11 protein-coding genes are annotated in these 14,352 nt (G+C 36.0%); 8 read left to right on the forward strand and 3 right to left on the reverse strand.

All coding sequences use genetic code 11. The annotated features are described in order from the left end of the window. Positions 1 to 164 precede the first annotated feature (164 nt). On the reverse strand, positions 165 to 1,481 hold the full coding sequence (locus tag FRZ67_RS01385; RefSeq protein WP_147187821.1) for a cation:proton antiporter: 1,317 nt from the start codon (positions 1,479 to 1,481) through the stop codon (positions 165 to 167). A gap of 439 nt (positions 1,482 to 1,920) precedes the next feature. Between FRZ67_RS01385 and FRZ67_RS01390 the strand changes: the two genes are divergently transcribed. Then, the gene (locus FRZ67_RS01390) at positions 1,921 to 2,625 is read left to right on the forward strand and encodes a DUF4397 domain-containing protein (protein ID WP_147187822.1); all 705 of its coding nucleotides are present in this window, start codon (positions 1,921 to 1,923) and stop codon (positions 2,623 to 2,625) included. A gap of 189 nt (positions 2,626 to 2,814) precedes the next feature. Here the strand turns inward: FRZ67_RS01390 and FRZ67_RS01395 are convergent, their stop codons facing one another. Further along, on the reverse strand, positions 2,815 to 5,046 hold the full coding sequence (locus FRZ67_RS01395) for a Tex family protein (RefSeq protein WP_147187823.1): 2,232 nt from the start codon (positions 5,044 to 5,046) through the stop codon (positions 2,815 to 2,817). Positions 5,047 to 5,210: 164 nt separating this feature from the next. Between FRZ67_RS01395 and FRZ67_RS01400 the strand changes: the two genes are divergently transcribed. The 3 genes from FRZ67_RS01400 to FRZ67_RS01410 all read left to right on the forward strand — a co-directional run bounded on the left by FRZ67_RS01400 (position 5,211) and on the right by FRZ67_RS01410 (position 8,419). Continuing rightward, positions 5,211 to 6,083, forward strand: coding sequence for a UbiA prenyltransferase family protein (locus tag FRZ67_RS01400; RefSeq protein WP_147187824.1), 873 nt, complete (start codon positions 5,211 to 5,213; stop codon positions 6,081 to 6,083). Between the two features lie 150 nt (positions 6,084 to 6,233). Further along, complete coding sequence (locus FRZ67_RS01405; protein ID WP_147187825.1) at positions 6,234 to 6,821, forward strand: HAD-IB family hydrolase; 588 nt, start codon at positions 6,234 to 6,236, stop codon at positions 6,819 to 6,821. Between the two features lie 5 nt (positions 6,822 to 6,826). Beyond that, entirely contained in the window at positions 6,827 to 8,419 is a 1,593-nt protein-coding gene (locus FRZ67_RS01410) for a hypothetical protein (RefSeq protein WP_147187826.1), read from the forward strand. A 7-nt stretch (positions 8,420 to 8,426) separates the two neighbouring features. Here the strand turns inward: FRZ67_RS01410 and FRZ67_RS01415 are convergent, their stop codons facing one another. After that, positions 8,427 to 9,761 (reverse strand): exonuclease domain-containing protein, encoded by a 1,335-nt coding sequence (locus FRZ67_RS01415; RefSeq protein ID WP_147187827.1) that lies wholly within the window; start codon positions 9,759 to 9,761, stop codon positions 8,427 to 8,429. Positions 9,762 to 10,099: 338 nt separating this feature from the next. Here FRZ67_RS01415 and FRZ67_RS01420 point away from each other — a divergent pair, with 338 nt between their 5' ends. From FRZ67_RS01420 to FRZ67_RS01435, 4 genes are all read left to right on the forward strand, one after another. Further along, positions 10,100 to 10,333 carry a hypothetical protein gene (locus FRZ67_RS01420; RefSeq protein ID WP_147187828.1) on the forward strand — a complete coding sequence of 78 codons (234 nt, stop codon included), beginning with the start codon at positions 10,100 to 10,102 and terminating at the stop codon, positions 10,331 to 10,333. Positions 10,334 to 10,455: 122 nt separating this feature from the next. Beyond that, positions 10,456 to 13,080 carry a valine--tRNA ligase gene (locus FRZ67_RS01425; RefSeq protein ID WP_147187829.1) on the forward strand — a complete coding sequence of 875 codons (2,625 nt, stop codon included), beginning with the start codon at positions 10,456 to 10,458 and terminating at the stop codon, positions 13,078 to 13,080. A gap of 21 nt (positions 13,081 to 13,101) precedes the next feature. Continuing rightward, the gene (locus tag FRZ67_RS01430) at positions 13,102 to 13,698 is read left to right on the forward strand and encodes a phosphatase PAP2 family protein (RefSeq protein WP_147187830.1); all 597 of its coding nucleotides are present in this window, start codon (positions 13,102 to 13,104) and stop codon (positions 13,696 to 13,698) included. 137 nt (positions 13,699 to 13,835) lie between these two features. Continuing rightward, entirely contained in the window at positions 13,836 to 14,336 is a 501-nt protein-coding gene (locus FRZ67_RS01435; protein WP_147187831.1) for a GNAT family N-acetyltransferase, read from the forward strand. The last annotated feature ends 16 nt before the right edge of the window (positions 14,337 to 14,352 follow it).

The raw sequence follows: 14,352 nt of genomic DNA on the forward strand, positions 1-14,352 counted from the left end.
TTGAGTAAGTATTAAACATCGTTGCGTCGCACACTTGTACTTTATGAAGTCGGATGAACAAAATTGAAGGATCCTTTATTATTGAATTACATTCTTAAGTACAAGTGTGCGACGCAACAAAAGCTTCATAGAAGTGCCAAAGATGGCCACATAAAAACAATCTTTCAATTTTTCGACATGATAATCTCAGGCTTATCAATCATTATAACTACTTCGTCTTCTGTATCCGGAAGCTCTTTTTCTTTTAGATCTTTTTCCAGATAAAATTTCATAAGTGGCCCCGCAACAAGAATGGTTACCATTGTCATAACAACAAGGCCAACAAATATTCTTTCATCAATAATGCCTGCCTGCAATGCAGCCATACCAAGCACTATCTCCTGCGATCCACGTGCATTCATACCAAATGCAATAGCAAGCGATTCATTTTTATTAAGCCCACCCATGCGGCTTCCAATGCCCGCACCAACAATTTTTGCAACACAGGAAATACCTAATATTATCAATACCACAGATAGGTCAAAATTGGCAACGAAATTTACTCTTAAACCTACTGATGCAAAAAATAGCGGGGCAATAACGCTTACAATAAAATGCTGAAATAAATTTTGAATGCTATGGCTGAAATGTTTTGAATCGCCACATGCAATACCCATCATGAATGCACCAAAGATTCCCCTGATGCCAAGATATTCTGTACAAACAGCACCGAGCATACAAAGACACATAGCTGCGGTAAGTATGCTTGCCGGACCACCAAGATTCTTGTCAACAAAAGCAAGGATCTGGTTTACCAGCCACTTGCCAATCGTTATCATGAAACCCACAAAAACCAGCACCATACCAATTGAATAATAAGATGCTGTCTCACCTTTTGCATTCATTAGTTGTATAATAATAGAAAATAGTATCCATCCAAGAAAGTCATCGATCATGGAGGCGGTAATTACAAGTCCGCCAATTTTTGTTCTTATTATATCTAAATCGAGTAATATTTTTACGATCACAGATAAAGCAGTAATAGAAAGCGCTGTTCCAAAAAATAAAGCAGGTATTAATCTTTCTGTTGAAGGAACATTGAAAATATAATCGTGAAAAAACCATATACAAAGAAACCCAAGCGCAAAAGGAAATGCAATACCCATAAAACTTATAGAAGCAGCTTGTTTTCCCTGTGCACGTATTTGTTTAAGGTCAACTTCGGCACCAGCAATAAACATCAGCATGATAACACCAATATTTGCAAGACCATCAAAAGCACCGTAAGCTCTTGGATTTGCAATAAACACTTCCTTAAAAAGATCAGGAAATGCTGAGCCCAGTAAGGAAGGCCCAATGATAATACCGGCAAGTATTTCACCTACAACAGGAGGCTGTTTAAATTTCCTGCATATCTCACCAAGCAAGCGTGCAGCAATCAATACAATACTCACTATGATAAGGAAATATAAAACCTCTGTTGAATTCAATTTTGAAATCATAGGTTCATTTTTGAGTGTTAGTTCTAAAGATATCAGAGTTATCTATAACAAACATAAGAATTAAACCTATATAATCTATCAGTTTTATAGGAATTTAATACTTTATTCCTGCGCTTTAAGTTAGACACTTTTTATAATTGACATTTTCAGATATAAAAAAGAAGAAAATAAGATATTAAACACAATGGATTGAAAACAGTTTTAAAAAAATAACTATGCAATTTTTTAAAGCAGGAATAAAAACTGATATAACACTAATAATATCTTTTATTAAAATAAATATGAGACCTTTTTCTTTTTGGAAAGTTTTTGAACGATTAGCGTACTGTTTATAGTATGCAATAAAATCACAAAATATTATATTAACTGTTTAACTTTTTATATCCTTCTTTCACAATCCTTTGGCATAATCATTGGGCTTCTTACAAAAAATTTAACCATGAAAAAAACACTGTTCTCTTTGTTGGGAAGCCTCGCTGTTGTTGCCGGAGTTGTTAGTTGTACCACGAAAGATCAAAACACAATACCACCTGTTGCGACATTTGGTGTTGTACACGCCTCGCCTGATGCAGGCAATGTTGATGTATATGTAGGAGGAAGTCTTGCCGCACAAAACTTTGCGTATGGATCTGATACCGGTTACTTTGCGGTAACACCTGGTATATATACATTGCAGGTTGCACCAACAGGCACAACAAATTTTGTCATCAACACAAATGTTACGTTTTCACCCGCAACTACTTATTCAGTTTTTGCAATTGATTCGTTGAGTGCTATAAAAGCTGCTGTTGTTACAGATTCATTTACTACGCCATCAACAGATTCTGTGCGTGTAAGATTCTTTCATTTCAGTCCGGATGCTCCTGCTGTTGATGTAGCAATTGCAGGTGGCTCAACATTGTTTAGTAACAGAACATTCAACGATCAGTCAACGAATACATCATACCAATCATTCGCAACACTTGCAGCTGGTACTTATAATCTTGAAGTAAGAGCTGCAGGCACTTCTACAATTGTGTTGCCGGTTCCAATCACGCTTGAAGGTGGAAAAGTTTATACATTATATGCAAAAGGTTTCTTAACCGGTACCGGAACGCAGGCATTAGGTGTGGGTACTGTTGTACACAATCAATCTATTCAATAAACATTATTTAATTACTTTAATAAAAAACTACTCATTAATTGAGTAGTTTTTTAGTTTTTAACTAACTGTATTACCAGTATAAAGCTTCGTTGTGTCACTCACTTGTACACCTTGTTCAATATTAAGCTAAATGATGAAGAGTGCGACGCAACGACGTTTAATGCATGTTCTGATGATCGGCTCAAAAAATTATTTGCCAAACTTTTTCTTTAATATGCTTAATGCATCGTTAATATTCATTTCAGTAACCTGAGGTTCTTTTTTGTTTTGAGCTTTAAATTTTGGCCTTTCATTTTTTGCAGGCATGTTTTGTGTTTGTTTGATAGATAAAGCAATACGTTTTCTTATAGCATCAACTTCCAAAACTTTTACCTGTACTTTATCATTAAGCTTTAATACTTCATTTGGGTCAGTGATATATTTATGTGAGATCTCGCTTACATGCACAAGTCCATCCTGCTTTACGCCAATGTCTACAAATGCACCAAAACGTGTGATATTAGTAACTACACCAGGCACAACCATACCAACATTTACATCTTCTATCTTATAAATATCAGCGAATTCAAATTGCTCTAATTCGCTGCGCGGATCAAGGCCGGGCTTCTTTAATTCGTTGAGAATATCCTTAATGGTAAGCTCTCCTATTTCCTCACTCACATATTTTTTGGTGTTAATCTCTTTTAGCAATGCTTCATTTCCTATCAGTGATTTTACATCAGCATTCATTTCTTTTGCCATAGCCTGCACTACTTTATATGCTTCAGGATGTACGGCACTCGCATCAAGCGGATTATCGCCATCTTTAATGCGCAAAAATCCTGCACACTGCTCAAATGCTTTGCCACCAAGACGAGGTACTTTTTGTAATTGGTCGCGACTGGTAAATTTTCCATTCTCGTTTCTATATTTTATAATGTTATCGGCTAGTGTAGAACCAATGCCACTAACATAACTGAGCAAATGCTTACTCGCAGTGTTGAGATTAACACCCACAGCATTCACACAACTGATAACTGTTTGATCAAGACGTTCTTTCAAACGCGTTTGATTTACATCATGCTGGTACTGACCAACACCTATACTCTTAGGATCAATTTTTACCAATTCTGCCAATGGATCCATCAATCTTCTGCCAATACTTACAGAGCCACGCACTGTAACATCGTAATCAGGAAATTCTTCTCTTGCAGTTTCTGAAGCTGAATAAACTGAAGCGCCATCTTCATTTACAAGAAATACAGGCAAACCAAGGTTTAATTTTTTGATGAATTGTTCTGTTTCTCTGCCGGCAGTTCCATCGCCAATGGCAAAAGCCTGCGTATCATATTTTTTTACAAGCTCTCTTATTTTATACTCTGCATCGTATAATTTGTTAGGCTCATGAATATAGATAAGATCGTTGTGCAGCAGCTCTCCTTTCTCATCAAGGCAAACAATTTTACAACCTGTTCTATAACCGGGATCAATAGCCAATAGTTTCTTGCTTCCCAAAGGAGAGCTTAATAAAAGCTGGCGCAGATTTTCAGCAAAAACATTAATAGCCTCCTCATCTGCTTTTTGTTTCAATGCAGTTCTGAACTCTGTTTCAAGACTTGGCTGTAATAATCTTTTATAGGCATCTTTGATCGCTTTTTTGATTTGATCAACAGAAGCATTCATTCCCTTTACGTATTGCTTTTCTAATAGCTCTAATGCATCTTCTTCAACAGGTGCAATTGATATACGAAGGAACCCTTCGAGGAAACCTCGTAATACTGCAAGAATTCTATGTGAAGGAATTTTGGAAACGGGTTCTGAAAAATCAAAGTAGTCTTTATATTTAATTCCTTCTGCTTCTTTATCTGCCAACACTTTACATTGCACTGTTGCAGTGTCTCCAAAAAGTTTGCGAAGTTTAGCACGAACATTTGCGTCTTCATTAACCATCTCTGCAATGATATCTCTTGCACCTTGAAGAGACTCATCTGTTGTTGTTATTTTTTCATTTATATAATTAGAAGCTTCAATATTAAGATCTACTTCTTTTTGTTCGAGTATTAGTAATGCCAAAGGCTCCAAACCGTTTTCTCTTGCAGTTTGAGCTTTTGTTTTACGTTTTGGTTTGTAAGGCAAGTAAATATCTTCGAGTTCGGTGATGGTTGTTGCAGCATTTATTTTCTGCTGAAGTGCATCAGTCATTTTGTCATGCTCAGTTATAGTCTTTTCGATGAAAACTTTGCGTTCAGTAAATTCCTTCAAAAGCTTGTTCTCATCCTGTACTTGTTGAATTTGTACTTCGTCCAGGCCACCTGTTTTGTCTTTACGGTAGCGTGCTATAAAAGGAATGGTTGCACCTTCTTCAAACAGGCTTAAAACTGCTTCTGCCTGTGCAGTTCTGATGTTTAACTTTAATGCTATTGGCTGCGCAAATTCACTCATGAGAATAAACAATTTTAGGGCGGCGAAAATAGGCCATCTGGATGTTGCGAAAAAAATAAAAGTTATTAACAAATTCAGGCAGTAAATTATGAACGAATCATAATTATAAAATTTATTTTATGTTTACCAAACAGGCAGTATTCCAATAAATCAGAACACTTATTATGCGGCAAATAAAAGACTGGGTGTCATTATTAAGAATCAGGCAGTACACCAAAAACGGGTTTGTACTGGCTCCTTTATTTTTTTCATTCAGTTTTCTTAACAGAACGCTGCTAACAACCTCGCTATATGGCTTTTTCCTGTTTAGTATTGCAGCAAGTGCCGTATATATATTCAACGATATTTTTGACAAGAAAGAAGATGCAGCCCACCCTGTAAAATGTAAAAGACCAATTGCAAGCGGTGCAATAAAAACGCAGATTGCGACAATAATAGCAGTCTTACTTACATTGCTTTGCTTATATCTATCATTTACCCTGAGCGAACTTTTTGGGTATATGGTTGCCATATATATTTTTATTAACCTGTTATATTCGGTTGCACTGAAAAGAATAGTCATATTGGATTTGATGATCATTGCTATAGGTTTTGTATTACGTGTATATGCCGGTGGCTTCCTGATTAATGTTTTACCTTCTACGTGGCTCACATTGATGACTTTTCTTATTTCCCTTATCCTTGCATTAGGTAAAAGAAGGGACGATGTGATGATGAAAAATGGTACGGAAGAGATTATACATTCTTATAGTGATGGATATAATATTGAAATGTTGAATTACTCAATAGTTGCAGTTGCGGGTGTAGTAATTGTATGCTACATACAATATACCCTGAGCCCCGAAATAATTAAGCATTTCCACAATCCCTATCTTTATTTCAATATCATATTTGTAATAGCGGGATTTTTGCGTTATTTCCAGGCATTATTTGTGAAAAAGGGTTTATCAAACCCCTCTGAAATGATATTAAGGGACAGATTCCTGCAGGTAAATATCATTCTTTGGCTTTGCAGTTTTATACTTTTTATTGATTAATGAGGATGATAAATAATAGTGCAAATGCAGACCCGTAAATAATTTGAAATAAAGAATATCTTACTGCAGTGTGCGACGCAACGGAGGATCATGTCAGCACTTTAGCCGGGAACAAAAATATCTACTAACTAATTTGGGTATTAATTATACATGTCAACACTTGCGCTATTTGATTTTGATGGAACGATCACTAACAAGGATTCATTGCTGCATTTCACCGGGTATGCTAAAGGAAAGTCATCATTGTATGCAGGATTAGCACTGCTTTCGCCTGTAATGATACTTAATAAAATAGGAATCATACCATCCCAGTTTACTAAAAACAGCTTCCTTCGTTTTTTCTTTAAAAATGAAGATCTTGAAAAATTCAACCAGCTTTGTAAAAACTATGCTACAACAGAACTGAAAACGATTGTAAGAGTTAAAGCATTAAAAAAAATAAACTGGCACAAACAGCAGGCGCACAGAATAATTGTGGTTTCTGCATCACCCGAAAATTATATACAACCATGGTGCGAAGCATTGGGTATCGAATGTATAGCTACAAAACTGCTTGTAACAAACCTAACTGTCAAAGGAGTAATTGATGGTTTAAACTGTAATGCGGAAGAAAAAAGAAGAAGGATTGAAGCAGTGATTAACATTGCAGACTACGAAGAAATCTATGGCTATGGAGATACCAAAGGGGACAAAGCCATGCTTTCTGTTTGTACTAAATCATACTATCAATATTTTTAAATTCTATGAAAGAAATTTCAAAACAGGAGCAATGGATCAATTATTTACTGTTGATATTTTTTGCTGCGTTGGCTTTCTATTGTGCACAAAAGACTACAAGCGGTTTATTTCTTCCTGCGGATGACGATACTTTCCGTGATATGGCCATTGCTGAAAATATTAAACATGGCCAGGTTTTTACCGACCCTTCCTATCGTAATGAATTATTATGGTATAATCCCGGCCTTCCAGGATTGGAGGCATTTATTTCATGGGTAACAGGGGTACCATTAAATTTGATCTTAGCTCAGGCAGGAAAATACCTTAACCTATTTATACCTTTTACACTTTTTCTTCTTTGTGCAAAATTGTTTGACAAAAGAGTTGCATTTGGTGCAGCAACTGCTTCTTTCTTTTTTGTGTGCGGTAATGATTATGGTACACATATGTCTGGATACACATACATTTTATTGCCCATCTGTTTTACACAATCACTTTTCTATCTTGTACTCATACTTACATATAGAACTTTTGAATCTCTAAAAAACCTTTATTTTTTGTTATTAGGGTTAGCAGCAGGATCGCTTTTCCTGTTTCACAGTGCCCCCGCTTTTATTTTCTGTATCATCCTTGGCTTACTCCTACTGTTTAGTTTAATAAAAAAAGAAATGAGCTTTAAAGAAGTTATTGTCAAAGGCCTTTTTTTCTCGGTAACATTTCTTTTAGTTGCCTCCCCTCTTTTGTATAACATTTTTATTCATTACAGTTTCCATGTGAAAAATATTGATCCCACGCAATGGGTTTATTTCCTTTTCAGGCCGGGAAACGGAAATAAACTGATTGAGGAAAATGTAAATATTTATCTTGCCATTGCAGTGATCGGTCTTATTCACCTGATCAGAAATAAAAGTTTTAAACAAACAGCAAAACGAATAATACTCTACTGGTTCTTTACTGCTGCTATCATTTTTATTTATCTCTACATCATTGTGATTCTCAGAACCAAATATGGTATTCATCTACCTGGTTTTGTTCCATCAGTTGATATATTTTTTTACGTGAAAGCGTGTGAGTCTGTTTTATTTGGTATTGGCATCTTAGCTATTATTAAGTGGCTCATTATAAAAATTGACTGGCGAATAAAATTCAATCCAGGCTATTTATTATATGCGGTTGTATTGTGTCTGGTGCTGGTAAGGTTTCCTTCTTATTATACCAGGAAAGAATTTGGCAGGCTAAGAATGCTGACTATTGAAAAGCAACAAAACAGTTCTTTCTACAATATGTACGAATGGATCAAACAAAACACATTGATCAACGATGTTCTGCTTTGTTCTTTAAATGAAGCTCAATACCCTGTAATGGCATCAGGAAGAAAGCTTATTGTAACAGGCATTTATTATTCGAATCCTTATGTAAGTTATCTTGACAGGAAAATAGATTGCGACAATTTATTACAAAGTCTTCAACAGACTCAACATGATGATGTATTGTTCGATAAGTACAAGGTTAACTATCTTATTATTAATAAAAAAGATGAGGGCAAGTATATTTCGGCGAAAACGCTTTTCCCAACAGTAGCATATAATGATAATGACTATGTAATAAGAAAGAAATAATACTTGATCAATCCATCGAATACACTTTAGCAGGATGTTTCAAAGCATAACTTCTTATCATAGAACGGATGGCTTCGTTTTCCGGATATTGGATAACCTTCTTCTTTAATTTTTCGATGTTTGTAAAATTCATGTTGTCAGGAATGGTGCCCATACCATAAAACATGCCTTTTTCTACCAATACACATACATTTTCTTTTCCAAATGCTGCGGGTTCAAGTATTGCATAAGTACTTAATTGCGATTGTATATTCTGCAATGCATTATTTACTCTCTCATTATATAATTCCTTTTCCGGAAAATGATCATCACTGATCATTGTCCTGTCTAAAAAGCACAGGCTTGGGTGCAACTCATGTTCCCTCACAATCTTCCATAACATTCTATGAGCATCCATAAATTGGTTGAATGATAATAGCGGCTCAAAATGCCTGCGCTTTTTATCTATTGCCAACCGTTTATAACCTCTTGAATCATCAAAAGCATAAATGCCATACTTATGTTCAAAGTGTTTCTGGCTTTGATTATGTTTTGGCCACAATCTTTTTATCTCAATGCTCTCTAAAATAAAAGCAGTGAATTCTGTTGGCGTTTCCTGGAAAGAAACACGGTGAATATTCAATAAAAACTCTTGTCTTCTTTTCCCCGTACTCAATCCTGTAAAATGGCTCACCACACGGTTCTTTAGCACTTTTGCTTTCCCTACGTAAATCACTTTATCCTTTGCATCATGAAAATAATATACACCAGGCGTATATGGCAAATTATTTACTTGCTCTGCAGGGAGATTTGGCGGTAATATTTGTTCACGGTTTTCCTTCTTCAGAAATTCTTTGATGATTTTATCGCCACCCTTCTGTATTATTTTACTAAACAAAATTGCTGTAGCATCTGCATCACCACCTGCTCTATGCCTGTTTTCTACAACTATATCTAATGCACGACAAATATGTCCCAAGCCATATTTAACCATGCCGGGAAATGCTTTGCGGCTAAGCTTTAGTGTACATAACTTTCTTGGCGTCCAATCGTAGCCTGCGCTACGCAGATGATATTTTATAAAGGAGTAATCGAAGTTTACATTGTGCGCTACAAAAATGCGGTTATTAAGCAGGTTGTAAACTTTGTGCGCTACTTCCGTAAAAGAAGGCGCTGTTGCAGTCATGGCATTGGTAATGCCGGTTAATTGCACAACATATGGAGGTATCTGGTAGCCCGGATTTACCAACGTAGAAAACCGCCCTTCTACCTGCTCACCATCATGCAGCACAATAGCAATTTCAGTAATGCCATTGCCCTGGGGATGACTGCCTGTGGTTTCTATATCTACAATTGCATACATCAAAAAAAATTTAAAGCACTAACCCAACAAATTACTTTTTAATTACGTAGTAATATGCAGAAATGTTGAGTAATGAATCAGAAAGTACAAGTGAGTGACACAAGAGAAGCTTAATAATGGTGCAAAAGTTCAGCACAAAAAATTATAATACCAGCTTAAGTTCTTCGTAGCATCGCCTGTTGCGTCGCAATCACTTCATCTTTCATATCTGTATTGTGTCTTTACTTTAAATTTCACACACTCTGTAACATTTCTGACACATTCACGTCTAATATTAACAAGAATTAACGTTATAGAAAAATTTTCTGTTTATTTTTACACCGCAAAATTATACTGCCATGCGCTACCTTACAATTATTTCGATGATCCTGGTTTTCAGCGCCTGTGGTAACAAGTTGAGCACCTTGAAATTCACCGGCGAAAAAGTATCTAAAACAGTTTCTACCTGTACAGAGGCTGCTAAAAATGTTTGTACCGAACTTGAAAAGGTCAGTGAAATAAACCTGGCAATACAAGAAGGCGAACATGAAAATACAGTTAACAGTTGGGATACCCACATGATGCTTTGGTAAACTTATTTTTAAAATAATTTGAATGCCTTCCACAATGGAAGGCTTTTTTATTTATAACGGTTGGTGAAGACACCAACTTAAAAACATAGGGATTACTTACTTTTACACCCATTTTACAGATTATGGAACTGAGCAAGAATTATATACCTGCAGAAACAGAAAATAAATGGTACAACCATTGGCTGGATAAAAAGTATTTCAACAGCACACCTGACGAAAGAGACCCATATACTATTGTAATACCACCGCCAAATGTTACCGGTGTGTTACACATGGGTCATTGTTTGAATAATACCATACAGGATATTCTTGCACGTTACAACCGCATGAATGGCAAAAATGTTTGCTGGGTTCCGGGAACAGACCATGCATCTATTGCTACAGAAGCAAAGGTGGTGGGCATGCTACGTGAAAGAGGCATTACAAAAAGCAGCTTATCGAGAGATGAGTTTTTAGGTTATGCCTGGGAATGGAAAGAAAAGTACGGCGGCATTATTTTGCAGCAAATGAAAAAGCTTGGCTGCAGTCTTGATTGGGATCGTGTTACTTTCACAATGGATGATGATTATTACAAATCTGTAATAAGTGTTTTTGTTGATCTATATAATAAAGGTTTGATCTATCGCGGTAAGCGCATGATCAACTGGGATACAAAAGCATTGACGGCTTTAAGTGATGAAGAAGTAATATTCAGGGATACAAATTCTAAACTCTATCATCTCCGCTATAAAATTGAAGGAAGCGAAGACTATATAACAATAGCAACCGTAAGACCTGAGACCATTTTAGGCGATACAGCTATCTGTGTTAATCCAAATGATGAACGCTATAAACATTTGCACGGTAAGTTTGCATTTGTGCCATTGATCAATCGCCGTATTCCTATTATAGTTGACGAGTATGTAACGATGGAATTTGGAACCGGTGCATTAAAGGTTACACCTGCACATGACATGAACGATTACCAGCTTGGTTTAAAACATAATCTTGAAGTAATTGACATCATGAATGATGATGGAACATTTAGCGAAGCTGCGCAAATACTAATTGGTGAAGACAGGTTTGAAGCAAGGAAAAAAATTATTCCATTACTTGAAGATACTGGTGCGATTGTAAAGATTGAAGATTATCCAAACCAGGTTGGTTACAGCGAAAGAACAGATTCAGTTGTAGAGCCAAGGTTAAGTTTGCAATGGTGGGTAAAAATGAAGCCACTTGCAGAACCTGCATTAAAAGTTGTAGTTGATGGCGAAATAAAATTTCATCCTGCTAAGTTTGCGAATACCTATCGTTACTGGATGGAAAATATTAAGGATTGGTGTATCAGCCGCCAGTTGTGGTGGGGGCATAGAATTCCGGCATGGTATGATAAGGATGGAAACTATGTTGTTGCTGTGAATGGAGAAGAGGCATTGAAACAATACAAAGAAAAATATCCGCAAGCTGATACAACAAATTTGAAATTGACACAAGATGAAGATTGTCTTGACACATGGTTCTCTTCCTGGCTATGGCCTTTTCAAGTATTTAAAGGGTATAGCAATCCCGGTAATAAAGATGTTGAATACTACTATCCTACTGATACATTAGTTACTGCCCCTGAAATTATTTTCTTTTGGGTGGCGAGAATGATTATGGCTGGTCTTGAATACAAAAAAGAAATTCCTTTTAAAGATGTTTATTTCACTGGCATTGTAAGAGATAAGCTTGGCCGCAAAATGAGTAAGAGCCTGGGAAATAGCCCGGACCTGCTTGGATTGATCGACCAATATGGCGCAGATGCAGTAAGGTTTGGGATTATGATCGCATCGCCTGCTGGTAATGATCTGTTGTTTGATGAATCTTCTTTAGAGCAGGGCCGCAACTTCAATAACAAAGTATGGAATGCGTTGAAGCTGGTAAAAATGTGGGAAGGAAGACAAGCGAATTTCAATAATGAAACCAACGAAAATTTTGCGGTTAACTGGTTCGGACAAAGATTAAATGAAGCAAGAACAGAAGTAAATAATTTAATCAAACAATTCCGTTTAAGTGAAGCTTTGAAAATTATTTACTCTTTGATCTGGGATGATTTCTGTAGCTGGTATCTCGAATGGATTAAGCCAGGCTTTGAACAACCAATTGATAAAGTGGTTTACAAAAAAACCGTTGGTTATTTCGAGCAACTTTTGCAGTTGCTACATCCTTACATGCCATTTATTTCTGAAGAAATATATCATTTGCTTAAGGAACAACAAGATGACATTTGCGTAAAACAGTTTAATGATATAACTACCCTAGATAAAGCAATTTTAGCAGAAGGTGAAATTCTGAAAAAAGTTATTTCTGCTATTCGTGATGCAAGAAATAAAAATCAGGTTAAACCAAAAGACACAATTAAGCTCTATATACAAAGTGATACTGTTGAAAATTATCAGCCAATAGAACACATCCTTTCTAAACAGGTAAATGCAGAAAGTATGCATTACACTAAAGAAGCAATAGCAAATACAATTGTAGTTGCTGTAGAAAAAGATAAATTTTTTATTGAAAGCGAAAATGAACTTGACGCTTTAATGTTAAAAGAAGAGCTATTAAAAGATCTTATACACCAGCAAAATTTTCTCCAATCAGTTCTTAAAAAACTCAGTAATGAGCGTTTTGTTCAAAATGCAAAACCAGAAGTGGTTGAACTTGAAAGAAAGAAACAGGCCGATGCTGAAGCCAGAATAAAGACGCTTAAAGAAAGCCTTCAGAATCTTAATTAAATAGTAATAGAAATAATTTACATGAAGCAAATCAAAAATCTTATCACCTGCATCCTGCTTTTTACAGGATGCTTTTTTATTTCAGCCAATGCTCAGAATTGGGATATTAATACATTGAAAAGTATCAATCCGGAAAATCCCAACTCTGTTATCATGAAAGGCTTCACCCGGTCTGTATATCCTGTAGCCATTGTATCTCCGGCTGCTCTGCTTGCGACCGGATTTATAAAGAAAGACAAGAACCTGCAAAATAAGGGTTGGGAAATGGTAGGTTCCATCGTTATTAATACTGTCATCACACAAGGCATGAAATACGCCATTAACAGAGATCGTCCGTACGAAAAATATCCAACAGAGGTATTTCCGTACGAGCCAGATAACGATCCTTCCTTTCCATCGGGCCATACTTCCACAGCTTTTGCAACTGCCACCACACTTACACTGGAATTTAAAAAATGGTATGTGGCTATACCTGCTTATGCATGGGCCGCCGGCGTGGGTTATTCAAGATTGTATTTGGGAGAACACTACCCAACCGATGTAATTGCGGGTGCTGCTGTGGGTGCAGGAAGTGCTTTGGTAAGTCATTGGCTTAGTAAGAAAATATTCAAGCAATAATTTTATTGACCAATCTATTGAATAAGCATTAAGCCTTGGTTGCGTCGCACACTTTTACTGCAACAAATAATTCAAAATAAAAAATCAACATTCAAAAAGCAGGCAGCTTTTTTTATTTCAATTATAAATTTGTTGCTATGTCGTTTGAAAATCTTACTATAGTTAAAGCGTTTGAAAGAGATATTCCATTAATACAGCAACTTACTTATGCTGTATGGCCACAGACCTATAAAACAATTCTTACACAAGAACAGATAGAGTATATGCTGAATATGATGTACAGCACATCAGCATTAAGTAAACAAATAAATGAAGGCCATCAATTCATTTTTGTACAGGAAGAAAATAAGTCTGTAGCTTTTGCATCTTATGGTTATTACAAGCCTTCTATTTATAAGCTCCATAAGATTTATGCATTGCCAGATCAGCAAGGAAAAGGTATAGGGAGATTTATTGTCAATTATGTCTTAAGTCAAATAAAACCATTAGGTGCCAGGGGTTTACAGCTTAATGTAAACCGCTACAACAAAGCAAAAGGGTTTTATGAAAAATTAGGCTTTAAAGTAATTGCTGAAGAGGACATTGATATCGGTAATGGATATTTAATGAATGATTATGTGATGGAGATGAAATTGTAGTATTTACTTTCTTGTT

Origin of the sequence: Panacibacter ginsenosidivorans (genome assembly GCF_007971225.1) — a bacterium.
Lineage (GTDB): Bacteria > Bacteroidota > Bacteroidia > Chitinophagales > Chitinophagaceae > Panacibacter > Panacibacter ginsenosidivorans.

What these genes read in the sequence shown, in the direction of transcription:
- FRZ67_RS01385 (WP_147187821.1), bottom strand. Translation starts at nt 1,481, where the DNA reads ATGATTTCAAAATTGAATTCAACAGAGGTTTTATATTTCCTTATCATA.
- FRZ67_RS01390 (WP_147187822.1), top strand. Translation starts at nt 1,921, where the DNA reads ATGAAAAAAACACTGTTCTCTTTGTTGGGAAGCCTCGCTGTTGTTGCC.
- FRZ67_RS01395 (WP_147187823.1), bottom strand. Translation starts at nt 5,046, where the DNA reads ATGAGTGAATTTGCGCAGCCAATAGCATTAAAGTTAAACATCAGAACT.
- FRZ67_RS01400 (WP_147187824.1), top strand. Translation starts at nt 5,211, where the DNA reads ATGCGGCAAATAAAAGACTGGGTGTCATTATTAAGAATCAGGCAGTAC.
- FRZ67_RS01405 (WP_147187825.1), top strand. Translation starts at nt 6,234, where the DNA reads ATGTCAACACTTGCGCTATTTGATTTTGATGGAACGATCACTAACAAG.
- FRZ67_RS01410 (WP_147187826.1), top strand. Translation starts at nt 6,827, where the DNA reads ATGAAAGAAATTTCAAAACAGGAGCAATGGATCAATTATTTACTGTTG.
- FRZ67_RS01415 (WP_147187827.1), bottom strand. Translation starts at nt 9,761, where the DNA reads ATGTATGCAATTGTAGATATAGAAACCACAGGCAGTCATCCCCAGGGC.
- FRZ67_RS01420 (WP_147187828.1), top strand. Translation starts at nt 10,100, where the DNA reads ATGCGCTACCTTACAATTATTTCGATGATCCTGGTTTTCAGCGCCTGT.
- FRZ67_RS01425 (WP_147187829.1), top strand. Translation starts at nt 10,456, where the DNA reads ATGGAACTGAGCAAGAATTATATACCTGCAGAAACAGAAAATAAATGG.
- FRZ67_RS01430 (WP_147187830.1), top strand. Translation starts at nt 13,102, where the DNA reads ATGAAGCAAATCAAAAATCTTATCACCTGCATCCTGCTTTTTACAGGA.
- FRZ67_RS01435 (WP_147187831.1), top strand. Translation starts at nt 13,836, where the DNA reads ATGTCGTTTGAAAATCTTACTATAGTTAAAGCGTTTGAAAGAGATATT.